Origin of the sequence: Luteococcus sp. H91 (assembly GCF_038433135.1) — a bacterium.
GTDB lineage: Bacteria > Actinomycetota > Actinomycetes > Propionibacteriales > Propionibacteriaceae > Luteococcus.
The window spans coordinates 136,120-148,643 of sequence record NZ_JBCDMV010000002.1 but is presented as its reverse complement, the minus strand read 5'-3'; the positions used below and the strand labels follow the sequence as shown (position 1 = coordinate 148,643).

At 67.6% G+C, this 12,524-nt stretch carries 13 protein-coding genes; 4 read left to right on the top strand and 9 right to left on the bottom strand.

Going from position 1 to position 12,524, the window contains the following annotated elements:
* Position 1 precedes the first annotated feature (1 nt).
* The 5 genes from paaE to paaA are packed head-to-tail and all read right to left on the bottom strand — an operon-like array spanning position 2 to position 3,828.
* Positions 2 to 1,159 (bottom strand): 1,2-phenylacetyl-CoA epoxidase subunit PaaE, encoded by a 1,158-nt coding sequence (gene paaE, locus AAEX57_RS01410; RefSeq protein ID WP_342090448.1) that lies wholly within the window; start codon positions 1,157 to 1,159, stop codon positions 2 to 4.
* The gene (paaD, locus tag AAEX57_RS01405) at positions 1,159 to 1,710 is read right to left on the bottom strand and encodes a 1,2-phenylacetyl-CoA epoxidase subunit PaaD (RefSeq protein ID WP_342090447.1); all 552 of its coding nucleotides are present in this window, start codon (positions 1,708 to 1,710) and stop codon (positions 1,159 to 1,161) included. The genes paaE and paaD overlap by 1 nt, the downstream gene beginning before the upstream one ends.
* 4 nt (positions 1,711 to 1,714) lie before the next feature.
* Positions 1,715 to 2,542 (bottom strand): 1,2-phenylacetyl-CoA epoxidase subunit PaaC, encoded by an 828-nt coding sequence (paaC, locus tag AAEX57_RS01400; RefSeq protein ID WP_342090446.1) that lies wholly within the window; start codon positions 2,540 to 2,542, stop codon positions 1,715 to 1,717.
* Positions 2,539 to 2,856, bottom strand: a complete 318-nt coding sequence (gene paaB / locus AAEX57_RS01395) for a 1,2-phenylacetyl-CoA epoxidase subunit PaaB (protein WP_342090445.1) — start codon at positions 2,854 to 2,856, stop codon at positions 2,539 to 2,541. The genes paaC and paaB overlap by 4 nt, the downstream gene beginning before the upstream one ends.
* A gap of 3 nt (positions 2,857 to 2,859) precedes the next feature.
* Entirely contained in the window at positions 2,860 to 3,828 is a 969-nt protein-coding gene (gene paaA, locus AAEX57_RS01390; protein ID WP_342090444.1) for a 1,2-phenylacetyl-CoA epoxidase subunit PaaA, read from the bottom strand.
* Positions 3,829 to 4,045: 217 nt separating this feature from the next.
* Between paaA and AAEX57_RS01385 the strand changes: the two genes are divergently transcribed.
* From AAEX57_RS01385 to AAEX57_RS01375, 3 genes are all read left to right on the top strand, one after another.
* On the top strand, positions 4,046 to 4,468 hold the full coding sequence (locus tag AAEX57_RS01385; protein ID WP_342090443.1) for a hotdog fold thioesterase: 423 nt from the start codon (positions 4,046 to 4,048) through the stop codon (positions 4,466 to 4,468).
* A gap of 42 nt (positions 4,469 to 4,510) precedes the next feature.
* Positions 4,511 to 5,863, top strand: coding sequence for a phenylacetate--CoA ligase family protein (locus AAEX57_RS01380; RefSeq protein ID WP_342090442.1), 1,353 nt, complete (start codon positions 4,511 to 4,513; stop codon positions 5,861 to 5,863).
* 139 nt (positions 5,864 to 6,002) lie between these two features.
* A complete protein-coding gene (locus AAEX57_RS01375; RefSeq protein WP_342090441.1) occupies positions 6,003 to 6,611 on the top strand; it encodes a TetR/AcrR family transcriptional regulator in 609 nt (202 codons plus the stop codon).
* Between the two features lie 116 nt (positions 6,612 to 6,727).
* Here AAEX57_RS01375 and paaZ read toward each other — a convergent pair whose 3' ends face one another.
* Positions 6,728 to 8,818 (bottom strand): phenylacetic acid degradation bifunctional protein PaaZ, encoded by a 2,091-nt coding sequence (gene paaZ / locus AAEX57_RS01370; RefSeq protein ID WP_342090440.1) that lies wholly within the window; start codon positions 8,816 to 8,818, stop codon positions 6,728 to 6,730.
* A gap of 146 nt (positions 8,819 to 8,964) precedes the next feature.
* Here paaZ and AAEX57_RS01365 point away from each other — a divergent pair, with 146 nt between their 5' ends.
* Positions 8,965 to 9,390 (top strand): PaaI family thioesterase, encoded by a 426-nt coding sequence (locus AAEX57_RS01365; protein ID WP_342090439.1) that lies wholly within the window; start codon positions 8,965 to 8,967, stop codon positions 9,388 to 9,390.
* A 127-nt stretch (positions 9,391 to 9,517) separates the two neighbouring features.
* Here the strand turns inward: AAEX57_RS01365 and AAEX57_RS01360 are convergent, their stop codons facing one another.
* From AAEX57_RS01360 to AAEX57_RS01350, 3 genes are read right to left on the bottom strand one after another with little or no spacing between them, the layout of a single operon-like run.
* A complete protein-coding gene (locus tag AAEX57_RS01360) occupies positions 9,518 to 10,372 on the bottom strand; it encodes a 3-hydroxyacyl-CoA dehydrogenase family protein (RefSeq protein WP_342090438.1) in 855 nt (284 codons plus the stop codon).
* Between the two features lie 32 nt (positions 10,373 to 10,404).
* The gene (locus tag AAEX57_RS01355; protein WP_342090437.1) at positions 10,405 to 11,202 is read right to left on the bottom strand and encodes an enoyl-CoA hydratase/isomerase family protein; all 798 of its coding nucleotides are present in this window, start codon (positions 11,200 to 11,202) and stop codon (positions 10,405 to 10,407) included.
* Positions 11,199 to 12,416, bottom strand: a complete 1,218-nt coding sequence (locus tag AAEX57_RS01350) for an acetyl-CoA C-acyltransferase (RefSeq protein WP_342090436.1) — start codon at positions 12,414 to 12,416, stop codon at positions 11,199 to 11,201. The genes AAEX57_RS01355 and AAEX57_RS01350 overlap by 4 nt, the downstream gene beginning before the upstream one ends.
* Positions 12,417 to 12,524 lie beyond the last annotated feature (108 nt).

Here is a 12,524-nt window from a genome sequence, read left to right as displayed (position 1 = left end):
TTCAGGCGTCGAAGTCGACGACCAGTTCGTCGCCGCACGGCCGGGTCTGACAGGTGAGCACATAACCCGAATCCACCTCATCCTTCTCCAGCGCGTAGTTTTCGCCCATCTCGAAGTCACCCTTGATCACACGGGCACGGCAGGTGCCGCAGACTCCTCCCGCGCAGGCGAAGGGCACGTCGTCGCGCACCCGCAGGGCGGCATTCAGCACGGTCTCCTTGGCCGAGCGCGGGGACTTCACCTGCGCCTGGGTGCCGTCCAGGGTGAAGTCGATCACGATGTTGTCGCCGTCCTCCTCCACGACCACCGGGGCGCCGTGGTTGCCGTCGCCGGCTGGGGCGGTGCCGGTGGTGAAGAGCTCGAAGCGCACCTTCTCCTCGGGCACCTCGCGGGCAGCCAGGGCGTCGCGGCAGAGCTGCACCAGCTCGAAGGGGCCACACAGGAACCACTCGTCGGCATGCGCGGTACGCACCACGTGGTCGAGCATCGTGTTGAGCTTCTCGACGTCGATCCGTCCGCTGAGCAGCGGATTGCTGCGCTGCTCGCGGGAAAGGACGTGGTGCACGGCAAAGCGGGTCGGGTAGCGATCCTTCAGGTCACCCAGTTCCTCGGCGAACATCACGTCGCCGGAACTCTTGTTGGCGTAGATCAGCTCGAAGGTGGAGCTGGCAGCACCGGACAGTACGGCCTGCGCGATCGCGATGATCGGGGTGATGCCGGAGCCGGCAGCGATCGCGACGAGGTGAAGCCGCGGGTTGGCGGCCACCTCGTCGGCGACGCCTTGGGCGCTGTTCAGACTGGTCAGCCGGTGCCTGGAGGTGAAGCCGCCCTGCGGGTTCATCACGTCCATCTGGTCACCGACGGACAGCTTCTCATTGGCCCAGGTGCTGAACCGACCACCGCGGGTGCGCTTGATGGCCACCTTGATCTCGCCGCGGCGGGGCACATCGCACAGTGAGTAGGAGCGGCGCAGCTCCTCCCCGTCGATGGTGGCGCGCAGCGCGACGTACTGGCCGGGCAGGTAGTTGAAGTCGTCCTCCAGCTCGGTGGGCACCTCGAAGGTGACCTCCACCGCGTCGTCGGTGACGCGGCGGACATTGCGGACGGTCAGCCGGGCAAAGTCCGCCCGGCGCTTCTGGGGGGTCTGGGTCTCGGTCATCACAGCACCTTGAAGTAGTCGAAGGGTTCCGCACAGGCACGGCACTGGTACAGCGCCTTGCAGGAGGTGGAGGCGAAGCGCGACAGCTCCTTCACGTCGAAGGACTTGCAGCGCGGGCAGCGCACGGCATCGGTGCGCAGCATGGGCATGGCGAGGTCGACGGGGCCGTCGGGCTGGCGCGCCGACGGTGGCGCAATGCCGTACTCCTCCAGGGCGGCCCGGCCCTTGTCACTCATCCAGTCGGTGGTCCAGGCCGGGTGCAGCACGGTGCGGATCTCCACCTCGGCAAAGCCGATCTCCCGTACCGCAGTGGTGACGTCGGCGGCGATCTGCCCCATCGCGGGGCAGCCCGAATAGGTCGGCGTGATCACCACGACGGCCCGCTGGGGCTGCGCGTCGTCCAGTTCGACGCCGCGCAGGATCCCCAGGTCGTCGATCCCGATCACCGGGATCTCGGGATCGGGCACGGTTGCGGCCGCATCCCAGACGGCCGCGGCACGCGGCTCGCTGGGGCGGCTGCCGTCCCAGATCACCTGCTCCTGGCTGGCCATCACGTCACCAGGTGGCGCCGGGGTGCTGGCGGGCCAGCACCTGCATCTCGGCCAGGATGTAGCCCCGGTACTCGCTGAAGGCGCCGGTGCGCTGGTCGCTCATCGCCTGGGCTGTGGTGGGCATGCTCAGCGTCGCGCGCTGCACCACGGCAGTCACCTCGGCCAGCACCCGATCCCGCAGCGACGAAGGCAGCGGAACTGCCCCGTCCAGCTGGCGGTGCACGTCGAGGTCCTCGAAGAGTTCCTCCACATAGGGCCACATGGCATTGAGCGCCTCCTGCATCCGACGATGGGACTCCTCGGTCCCATCCCCCAGTCGCAGCACCCACTGGTCGGCATGGTCGCGATGGTAGGCCACCTCCTTGACCGCCTTCGCGGCGATCGCGGCCAGAGTCTGATCGGTGCAGCCCAGCAGCGCCTCGTACTGGGCGTAGGCGAAGTGCGAGTAGAAGAGCTGGCGGGCAATCGTCTGCCCGAAGTCGCCGTTGGGCTGCTCCACCAGCCGGCAGGATCGGAAGTCCTCCTCGTCGCGGAAGTAGGCCAGGTCATCCTCGGTCTTGCCCCAGGCGGTGCCGGCATAGCTGAGCAGGAAGCGGGCGTGGCCGACGAGGTCCAGCGCGATGTTGCCCAGCGCAATGTCCTCCTCCAGCTCGGGCGCGCGGCTGATCCACCAGCCCAGGCGCTGAGCAAGGATCAGGGCGTCGTCACCCAGCATCAGGGCGTACTGCGCGGCGGGCTCGCTGGCCTTGGTGCCACCGTCCTGGATCTGCTCGGCGGTGATCCCGCCGCCAACGCTCATCCTGGTCGCGGACTCGTTCGAGATGTTGCTCACAGGTGAGGCACCCCCTCGGACTGCTGGTAGTAGGTCGCGTGCCGGTAGACCTTGCCCGACGACGACTCGAAGAAGCCGCCCTTGCTGTCGGGGTCGCTGGCGGTGATCGCCTGGGCGGGAACCACCCAGACGCTGGTGCCCTCATTGCGACGGGTGTACAGGTCCCGGGCATTGCGCAGCGCCATCGTGGCGTCCGGGGCGTGCACCGATCCGGCGTGCACATGGGACAGGCCACGCGAGCTGCGCACGAAGACCTCCCACAGCGGCCAGAGCTCGTCGGTGCCCTGCTCGGGGCTGGCATTCACATCGGTCATGGGTCAGGCTCCGATCAGGTTCGCAACGGGTTCGGTGTGCTTCGCGGCATAGGCCGCCGCCGCCTCACGGACCCACGCACCGTCGCGGTGGGCCTCGATGCGGCGGTTGAGGCGCTGGACATTGAGCGGGCCGCCGCCCTTGACGACGCGCCAGAACTCATCCCAGTCCAGCTCGCCGAAGTCGTAGTGCTGACGCTCCTCACTCCACTTCAGGTCCGGATCGGGCAGGGTCAGGCCCAGCGCCTCGGCCTGCGGGACGATCATGTCGACGAAGCGCTGGCGCAGCTCGTCATTGCTGAAGCGCTTGATCTTCCAGGCCATCGACTTGTCGGAATTGGAGGACTGCGAATCCGGCGGGCCGAACATCATCAGGGCCGGCGCGTACATCCGGTCGACGGCATCCTGCGCCATCTGCTTCTGCGCGGGGGTGCCATGGGAGAGCGAGTAGAGGATCTCCCAGCCCTGGCGTTGGTGGAAGGACTCCTCCTTGCACACGCGCACCATCGCCCGACCGTAGGGGCCGTAGGAGCAGCGGCACAGCGGCACCTGATTCGCGATGGCAGCGCCGTCTACCAGCCAGCCCACCGCCCCGACGTCGGCCCAGGTGCGACATGGGTAGTTGAAGATCGACGAGTACTTGGCGCGCCCGTTGAGCAGCTGCTCGTTGAGCACGTGCCGGGGGGTACCCAGCGTCTCTGCGGCCGAGTACAGGTAGAGCCCGTGGCCCGCCTCATCCTGCACCTTGGCCATCAGGATCGCCTTGCGCTTCAACGACGGGGCGCGACTGATCCAGTTGCCCTCGGGCTGCATACCGATGATCTCGGAGTGGGCATGCTGCGAGATCTGCCGGGTGAGGGTCTTGCGGTAGTCGTCGGGCATCCAGTCGCGAGGCTCGACGCGCAGGTCCGCGGCAATGAGTTCGTCGAAACTGGCCTGCTCGGTGCCGGCATCCGTGGCGACATCCAGGGTCATGGCAGTCCTCCTGAGGACGAATAACTGACTGATCGTTCTGTAAATGTAGGAGACGGCCAACAGCACTGTCAAGAGGTGGTCCAGAACTTCAACCCGAGTGAGATTGGTCACTCGAAACACTTGACGCGAGCGACTTCAGCAAGGAAAACTAACTGATCGTTCAGTAATTGCCTGACTGCCGGGTTCGCCGTCGAGCCCAGGGAAAGAGGTGGACCCAATGACAGCCACACCCGTGGGCTTTGCGGCCTTCCCCCAGACCGATCACGTCGCCGAGAGTCTGGGGATGGAGGTGCTCGATGACACCCCGGGCCGGGCCGTACTGCAGATGCGGGTGCGCCAGGACATGCTCAACGGCTTCGCCATCACACATGGCGGGATCGTTTTCGCCCTCGCCGACGGCTGCTTCGCCCTGACCTGCAACCAGGACATCGGCAAGGAGTTGATGGTGGCCCAGCACTGCGAGATCGATTACCTGAGCCCCACCATGGAGGGCGACCTGCTGGTGGCCCGGGGCAACCTGGTGCACCGCGGCCGCAGGGCCGGCGTCTACGACGTCACGGTCAGCGCCGTCACCGACGACGGCGAACGGACCATCGCCATTTTCCGCGGCCGGTGCCGCGCCCTGCCGCAGCGCGGCTGACCCCACTCATCCGTCCCACGAACACCCGAACGAGGAGTAGCCATGACCAACCCGCACATGCCGCCCGTGATGGCCGGCGTCCAGAACGACCCGAGCAAGCTCGACCCCGAGGAGCGGATGAATGTCGAGCAGATCCGCGACATCCAGCTCACTCGCCTGCAGTGGACCCTGCACCATGCCTACAGCAATGTCGAGGCCTACAAGAAGCTCTACGACGAAGCAGGTGTGCACCCCAATGACGTGAAGAGCCTGGACGACCTGAAGCACATCCCCGTGACGGACAAGGAGTTCCTGCGGGCCAACTACCCCTTCAAGACCGTCGCGGTGCCCATGCACGAGGTGCGACGGGTGCACGCCAGCTCCGGCACCACCGGGCAGCCAACCGTCGTTGCCTACACCGAGGAGGATCTGCAGAACTGGGGCAAGATCGTCGCCCGCTGCTTCCGGATGAGCGGCGTCAAGCCCGGCGACATGGTGCAGAATGCCTTCGGCTACGGCCTGTTCACTGGCGGCCTGGGCATGCACTACGGCGCCGAAGCCATGGGCCTGACCGTCATCCCCATGTCCGGCGGCCAGACCGACAAGCAGATCCAGGTGATCCAGGACTTCGGCCCCAGCTGCATCCTCGCCACCCCCACCTACCTGCTGACCATTGGCGACGCGATGCAGCGCAAGGGCATCGACCCGCGCAAGACCAACCTGCGCACCGCCATCCTGGGCGCCGAGCCGTGGACCCAGTCCATGCGCGAGGAGATCGAGGACATGTTCGACATCAAGGCCTGTGACATCTACGGCCTGTCCGAGGTGCTCGGCCCCGGTGTCGCCGGCGAGTCCTGCGAAACCCAGGACGGCTCCCACATCTGGGAGGACCTCTTCCTGCCCGAGATCGTCGACGAGCAGATGAACCCGCTACCCGACCAGACCCAGGGCGAGCTGGTCTTCACCTCGCTGGGCAAGCACGCCCTGCCCATCGTGCGCTACCGCACCAAGGACCTCACCAAGCTGCTGCCCGGCACGGCGCGCCCCGGACACCGGCGGATGGAGCGGATCAGCGGCCGCGTCGACGACATGATCATCCTGCGCGGCGTGAACCTCTTCCCGTCGCAGATCGAGCAGATCATCCTGGAGCAGCCGGCGCTGAGCCCGCACTTCGTGCTGGAGATCACCCGCCCGGGCCGGATGGACGAGCTGACGGTGCGCGTCGAGCGTCGCCACGACTCCACCACCGAGGACGGCTACCAGGCCGCCAAGATGCTGGCCCGCGGCATCAAGGTGCGAATCGGTTCCTCGTGCGCGGTGCAGATCGCCGAGCCCGGTGAGCTGGCGCGCTCCGAGGGCAAGATGAAGCGCATCTACGACCTGCGCCCCGACGCCCCGAGCCACGGCCAGGGCTGAGACTCCAGGGCCCGATGCATGCCACCCCGCCACTCCTCAGGAGGGGCGGGGTGCTGCACGTCGGAACCATGCGAGATACTGAACGTTCAGTAGGCACCCACCCACGATCCCCGAGCCTGTCGAGGGGAGGAGGACGACGATGGACACGCAGACCACCACCACCCGCCACCGTCGAGGCCGTCCCGGCTATGACCGCGAGGCCCTGCTGGAGGTCTGCGTGGCCGAGTTCATCAAGCACGGTTACCATGCGACGTCGATCGGGATCCTCGCCGACGCCCTGGGCGTCTCCAAGTCCGCGATCTACCACCACGTCGACTCCAAGGAGCAGCTGCTGGAGATGGCCGTCGACCGTGCCCTGGGCGCCCTGGAGGGCACCATCGACGAGGCGGAGCGGCAGGAGGGCACCAGTCTGGACCGGGTGGAGTGGATGCTGGTGCGCAGCGTCCACCTGCTGGTGGCCGAGCGCCCCTATGTGACGCTGCTGCTACGGTTGCGCGGCAACACGGAGGTCGAGCTGGCCGCCATGTCCCGCCGACGGGCCGCCACCAAGCGGATCGAGGCGCTGGTGCGGGCCGCGCAGGAAGACGGCCTGATCCGCCCGGACCTGGGCGCCAAGGCCACCACCCGACTGATGCTGGGCATGGTCAACTCCATCGTCGACTGGTACCGACTGGACGGCTCCGCCGACGTCGACGAGCTGGTGCACAACGTGCGCACCATCGCCATGGACGGCATCCGCGCCCACTGACCCCCGCCTGCACCCAGCAGACGCGCAGGATTGCGAGTCGCAAGACTGCTCGACCGCCGAGGTCAACGCAACCGCGGCGGCCGAGCCAGTCGAGGCCTCAGTTCGGGAGCGACGGGTCACCCGGCGGGCCACTCCTTGGCCACCAGGGTGAGCACGTCGTAGGTGGCGACGATCTCGTCGGACTGGTTGTGCAGCACGCAGTCCCACGCCACCTCCCCGTACTCGTCGGTGACGCGCGGCGTGATCTGCTTGGCGGTCAGCGTGACCCGGATCTGGTCGTCATAGGTGACGGGCGTGATGAAGCGCAGGTTCTCCAGGCCGTAGTTGGCCAGCACGGGCCCGGGGGCCGGGTCGACGAACAGGCCGGCAGCCCAGCTCACCAGCAGGTAGCCGTGCGCCACGCGACGCGGGAAGAAGGGGTTGGCCATCGCCGCTTCCTCGTCGGTGTGCGCGTAGAAGGTGTCCCCCGTCTCGTGCGCGAAGTCGGTGATGTCCTGCAGGGTGACGGTGCGCAGTTCAGAGCGGAACTGGTCGCCGATGCGCAGTTCCGCCAGGCTCTTGCGGAAGGGGTGCTTGCCGGTGCCGGCGTCGACGTCCGAACGGCTGACGCTGTTCGCGGCGGCGCCGGTGTGCCAGATGCCCGTGATGGCGGTGAGGTGGTCCGGGCTGCCCTGCACGGCCAGCCGCTGCATGCAGTGCTTGACGGCGCGCACACCACCCAACTCCTCCCCGCCACCGGCACGGCCGGGGCCGCCATGCACCAGGTGCGGCACCGGCGAGCCGTGGCCGGTGGAGGTCTTGGCGTCGTCACGGTCCAGGAAGTGCAGACGCCCGTGGTGCGAGCCCATGCCAACCGCGAACTCGCGCGCCAGCGACGGGGCATGGGTGCACACCGTCGCCACCAGCGAACCGCCGCCGGCATTGGCAATCCTGATGGCCTGCTCGGTGTCGGCATAGCCCAGCACGCTCGTGACCGGCCCGAAGGCCTCCACCTCGTTGACGGCGGCGGTGAAGGGATCCTCGAAGACCAGCGCCGTGGGGGCGAAGAAGGCACCCTTGGGGTTGGCCTGCGGCAGCTCGGCGTCGGGCCCGCCGAAGGCGATCCGGCCACCGGCCTCCACCAGGGCATTGACCGCCTTGGCCACCTCGTCGCGCTGGTCAAGGGAGGCCAGCGGACCCATCGTGCATCCCTCGGTCCGCGGGTCACCGACGACGATCTTGCTGCTGATCCTGGCCTCCAGCGTCTCGACGACGGGCTCGACCATGGCCTGCGGCACGATGACGCGACGGATGGCGGTGCACTTCTGACCGGCCTTGACGGTCATCTCCACCATGATCGCCTTGATGAAGGCGTCGAACTCGGGGCTGTCGACGGTGACGTCGCTACCCAGGACGGCCGCATTGAGGGAGTCCGTCTCGGCGGTGAAACGGCAACCGCGCTCGGTGACGGCGGGGTGCAGCTTGAGCTTTCCGGCCGTGGCGGCGGAGCCGGTGAAGGCCACCATGTCCCGCATGTCCAGGTGGTCCAGCAGGTCACGAGCGGAGCCGGAGACCAGTTGCAGCGAGCCGGCGGGCAGCTTGCCGGACTCCACCATCATCCGCACGCAGGCCTCGGTGACGTAGCCGGTGGGGGTGGCGGGCTTCACGATCGTCGGGACGCCCGCGATGAAGGCCGGGGCGAACTTCTCCAGCATCCCCCACATCGGGAAGTTGAAGGCGTTGATCTGCGCCATTACGCCGTCGATCCGGGTGTGCACGTGGCGGCCGATGAAGCTGCCGTCGCGGCTGAGTACTTCGGGAGCGCCATCGACGATGACATTGGCATTGGGCAGTTCGCGGCGGCCCTTGGAGGAGAAGGTGAACAGCGTGCCGATGCCGCCGTCGATGTCGCTCATGTGGTCGCGCTGGGTGGCGCCGGTGGCGAAGGACAGGTCGTAGAGCTCCTGCTTGCGGCCGTTGAGGTAGCCGGCGATCTCCTTCAACAGCAGGGCACGCTCGTGGATGGTGAGTTCACCCAGGGCCTTCTGGCCAACGGTGCGAGCGTGTTCGACGGCGGCCGCGATGTCCAGTCCGTCGGTGCTGACCCGGGCGACGACCTCGCCGGTGCTGGCGTCGAGCACCTTGGTGGTGCGGACGTCGGCGGCGGGGCTCCACCACTGGTCGCAGACATAGCTGGGAACGATGGGCAGGTTCTGGGTCTTCGTCATGGTCGTGTTCCTCTCACGGCTCATGGCGGGCAACTCCGCCCACCTCAATTACAGACCGAACGTTCAGTAATCTCACTGTAAGGTGTGCCGAGAGACTCCGCAAGAGCCGCGGCACAGACGATCCACCAGCCGGAAAGGTGACTTCCATGAGCAAGACCAACCCCGCGATCGGCCCGCAGGAACCGTGGCGTATCACCCTGGGCGAGATGGACGAGCGGATGGGTCTGGAGATCCTGGAACAGGGCGTGGAGAAGGTGGTTGCGCGAATCCCGGTGGAGGGCAACCGGCAGTCCTTCGGGCTGCTGCACGGCGGCGCGCTGCTGGCACTGGGCGAGGCCTGCGGCTCCTGGGCCGCGGTAATCCACGCCAGCACACACGGCATGGTCTGCGTCGGCGTCGACGTCTCCGCCAGCCACCTGCGCTCCACCAAAGGCGGCTGGGTGACCGCCACCGCCACCCCGGTGAAACTGGGCCGGACCCTGGACGTGCACCAGGTGGACATCACCGATGATGACGGCAAGCTACTGAGCACCTTCCGGATCACCAATCTGCTCCGCGAGAAGGATCACTGAGCCGGACCGGCCAGCCCCCTCAACCCTTCCTGCCACGAGCGCAGACCAACGCGAGCGCAGCGAGCGGCCGAGCCGGTGCGCGCGAGTGTCCCGCGGGGCCTTGAGAGGGTCGCCCCCCCCTCAATCATCAGTACGCGTAGAAGCCCTTGCCGGACTTCTTGCCGAGCTCGCCACGGGTCACCATGTCTCGCATCAGTTGCGGCGGATCGAAGCGCTCGCCCAGCTGGCCGGCCAGATATTCGGCGATTCCCAGCCGGACGTCTAGGCCCACCAGATCGGTCAACGCGAGCGGGCCGATCGGGAACTTGTAGCCAAGCACCATCGCGTCGTCGATCGCCTGGGGCTCGGCAACGCCCTCCTCAACCATCCGAATGGCCTCGAGCGCGATGCACACACCCAGCCGGGAGCTGGCGAAGCCGGGGGCGTCGTTGACGACGACGGCGGTCTTGCCCAGTCCTTCCACCCACTGCGCAGAGAGCGCCTTCAACTCGTCGCCGGTCTGCTCGCCGATCACCACCTCCACCAGCTTGCTGGCGGGCACGGGGTTGAAGAAGTGCAGGCCGCAGAAGCGTTCCGGACGCTGCAATTCCTTGGCCAGGCCGTTGATGCTCATCGACGAGGTATTGCTGGCCAGCCACGCCTCGGAGCGCAGCACCTTCTCAACGCCGGTCAGGGAACTGACCTTGAGCTCCCACACCTCGGGGACGGCCTCCACCACAAGGTCGCAGTCGGCGAAGGCGTCGTAACCGACCGCCACCTGCAGCTTCGCGGCCCAGTCGTCGTGACTGCCACTGATCTTGCCGCGTTCGATGGAGGCATCGACGGCCTTCAGCACCCGCTCGCGGGCGGCGTCGGCGCTGGCCTGGTCTCGTTCCACCACGACGACGTCGGCGCCACTGGCCAAGAAGCCGTGGGCGATGCCGGAGCCCATCTGGCCGCCACCGAGCACGCCGACGCGGCCGGGAACCTGATTCTGGGTCATCTCATTGCCTCTCAAGGTCACAGTGGTCACGGTCACTTCTTCTTGCGATCCAGGAAGGCCTGCATCCGGTCGAACTTGGCCTGGCTCTCGAAGAGCACGGCCTGGGCCAGCTGGTCCACCATCGGGTGGGCGTCGGCGGGCATGTGGAAGACGGCCTTGCTGATCCGCACGGCCAGGGCGTCCTGCGTCCCGATCCGGTCGGCCAGGGCATGGGCCGCATCCAGCAGACCCTCGCTGGGGTGCAGCTCGGTGACCAGATGGCAGGCCAGGGCCTCGTCGGCGTCCAGGATCCGACCGGCCAGAACGATCTCCTTGGCCAATGGCTCCCCGACGAGCTCCTTCAGCCGCCACAGGGCACCGGCGGCGGCGCTGATCCCCAGGTTGGTCTCGGGCTGGCCGATCTTGACCTGCGGGGTGGCGATCCGGAAGTCGGCGGCATAGGCCAGTTCGGCGCCGCCGCCCAGGGTCCAGCCGTCGAGGGCGGCGATCACGGGCATCGGCAGCTTCGCGATCCGGGCGAAGAGCTGCGAGTTGATGCCGGCCAGCGCGTCCTCGCGGCGACGTTCGCGCAGCTGGGCGATGTCGGCGCCGGAGGCGAAGATGCCCTTGCCGTTGACCGTGGTGCCGGTGAGGATCAGGATCTTGGGGTTGCGTTCCAGGTGGTCGCAGACCGCGTGCAGTTCGTCGACCATGGTCTGGTCGATCGCATTGCGCAGCTCGGGGCGATCCAGCCGCACCAAGAGGCGGTCGTCACGTTCCTCGACGGTGATGGCGGTCCACCCCTCGACAGGCTCGGGGATCGTGGGGGCCGGGTTCGTGGGGGCGCTCACTTCACCCGCTCCACCAGGATCGCGGTGCCCTGACCGACGCCGACACACATCGTCGCCAGCCCCCGCTCAACGTCCTCGCGTTCCATCCGACCCAGCAGGGTGATGGTGATCCGGGAACCTGACGAGCCCAGCGGGTGGCCAAGCGCGATGGCGCCGCCGTCGCGGTTGACGATCTCAGAATTGAGACCCAGCCGACGCATGCAGGCCAGCGACTGACTGGCGAAGGCCTCGTTCAGCTCGACAGCGCCGATGGAGTCCAAGGTCCAGCCGGCCCGCTCCAGCGCCTTCTGGGTGGCAGGCACGGGGCCGATGCCCATGATCGGGGCGGGGACGCCGGCGGCGGTGACCTGCACCACCCGGGCGCGGGCCTTCAGGCCGTACTTCTCGATTGCGGCCTCGCTGGCGACGATGATCGCCGAGGCGCCGTCGTTCAGGCTGGAGGCATTGCCGGCGGTCACATTGAAACCGCCCTTGACCACGGGCTTCAGCTTGGCGAGCACCTCCATGCTGGTGCCGGGGCGGGGGCCCTCGTCGGTGGTGACCATGGTGACATTGCCCTTGCGGTCCTTCACCGGGACGGGGACGATCTCGGCGTCGAAGCGCCCTGCCTCGATGGCGGCCAGGGCCAGCTCGTGGGAGCGGACGGCGAAGGCGTCGGCGTCCTCGCGGGAGATCTCGTCGACGCGGGCCACCTCCTCCGCGGTCTCCGGCATGGAGAAGGTCATCTTGTCCTGCGCCGCGAAGACCGGATTGACGAAGCGCCAGCCGATCGACGTGTCGAAGCTCTCCCCCGGCTTGGCGAAGGCAGCGGTGGGCTTGGCCTGCACCCAGGGCGCTCGGGACATGGATTCGACGCCACCGGCGACGATCACCTCGGCCTGCCCGGACTGGATCATCGCGCTGGCCAGGCCGATCGCACTCATCCCGGACGCGCAGAGGCGGTTTACAGTGATGCCGGGCACCGTGTCCGGGTAGCCGGCCAGCAGCCAGGCCATCCGGGCGACATTACGGTTCTCCTCGCCGGCGCCATTGGCATTACCCAGGATCACCTCGTCGACGACGGCCGGGTCCAGCCCTGCGTCGTCGATCACCGCCTTGATGGTGAGCGCCGCCAAGTCGTCCGGGCGCACGCTGGAGAGCGCACCGCCATAGCGGCCGACGGGCGTGCGCTTGCCCGAGACCAGATAGGCCTGCGGTGTCGTCGATTGTGTCATCTGCCTGCCTCCTTGCAGCCGGGAATCAGGAATAACTTAACGAACAGTCGGTTATTGCGCAATGGTGTTTCGGCGCGGTGGGACAGCCCTTGCCTCCTGTCCCCCGTC

Bases quoted from the DNA above. Each gene is read 5' to 3' on its own strand.
- paaE (WP_342090448.1), bottom strand. From the start codon at position 1,159: ATGACCGAGACCCAGACCCCCCAGAAGCGCCGGGCGGACTTTGCCCGG.
- paaD (WP_342090447.1), bottom strand. From the start codon at position 1,710: ATGGCCAGCCAGGAGCAGGTGATCTGGGACGGCAGCCGCCCCAGCGAG.
- paaB (WP_342090445.1), bottom strand. From the start codon at position 2,856: ATGACCGATGTGAATGCCAGCCCCGAGCAGGGCACCGACGAGCTCTGG.
- paaA (WP_342090444.1), bottom strand. From the start codon at position 3,828: ATGACCCTGGATGTCGCCACGGATGCCGGCACCGAGCAGGCCAGTTTC.
- AAEX57_RS01385 (WP_342090443.1), top strand. From the start codon at position 4,046: ATGACAGCCACACCCGTGGGCTTTGCGGCCTTCCCCCAGACCGATCAC.
- AAEX57_RS01380 (WP_342090442.1), top strand. From the start codon at position 4,511: ATGACCAACCCGCACATGCCGCCCGTGATGGCCGGCGTCCAGAACGAC.
- AAEX57_RS01375 (WP_342090441.1), top strand. From the start codon at position 6,003: ATGGACACGCAGACCACCACCACCCGCCACCGTCGAGGCCGTCCCGGC.
- paaZ (WP_342090440.1), bottom strand. From the start codon at position 8,818: ATGACGAAGACCCAGAACCTGCCCATCGTTCCCAGCTATGTCTGCGAC.
- AAEX57_RS01365 (WP_342090439.1), top strand. From the start codon at position 8,965: ATGAGCAAGACCAACCCCGCGATCGGCCCGCAGGAACCGTGGCGTATC.
- AAEX57_RS01360 (WP_342090438.1), bottom strand. From the start codon at position 10,372: ATGACCCAGAATCAGGTTCCCGGCCGCGTCGGCGTGCTCGGTGGCGGC.
- AAEX57_RS01350 (WP_342090436.1), bottom strand. From the start codon at position 12,416: ATGACACAATCGACGACACCGCAGGCCTATCTGGTCTCGGGCAAGCGC.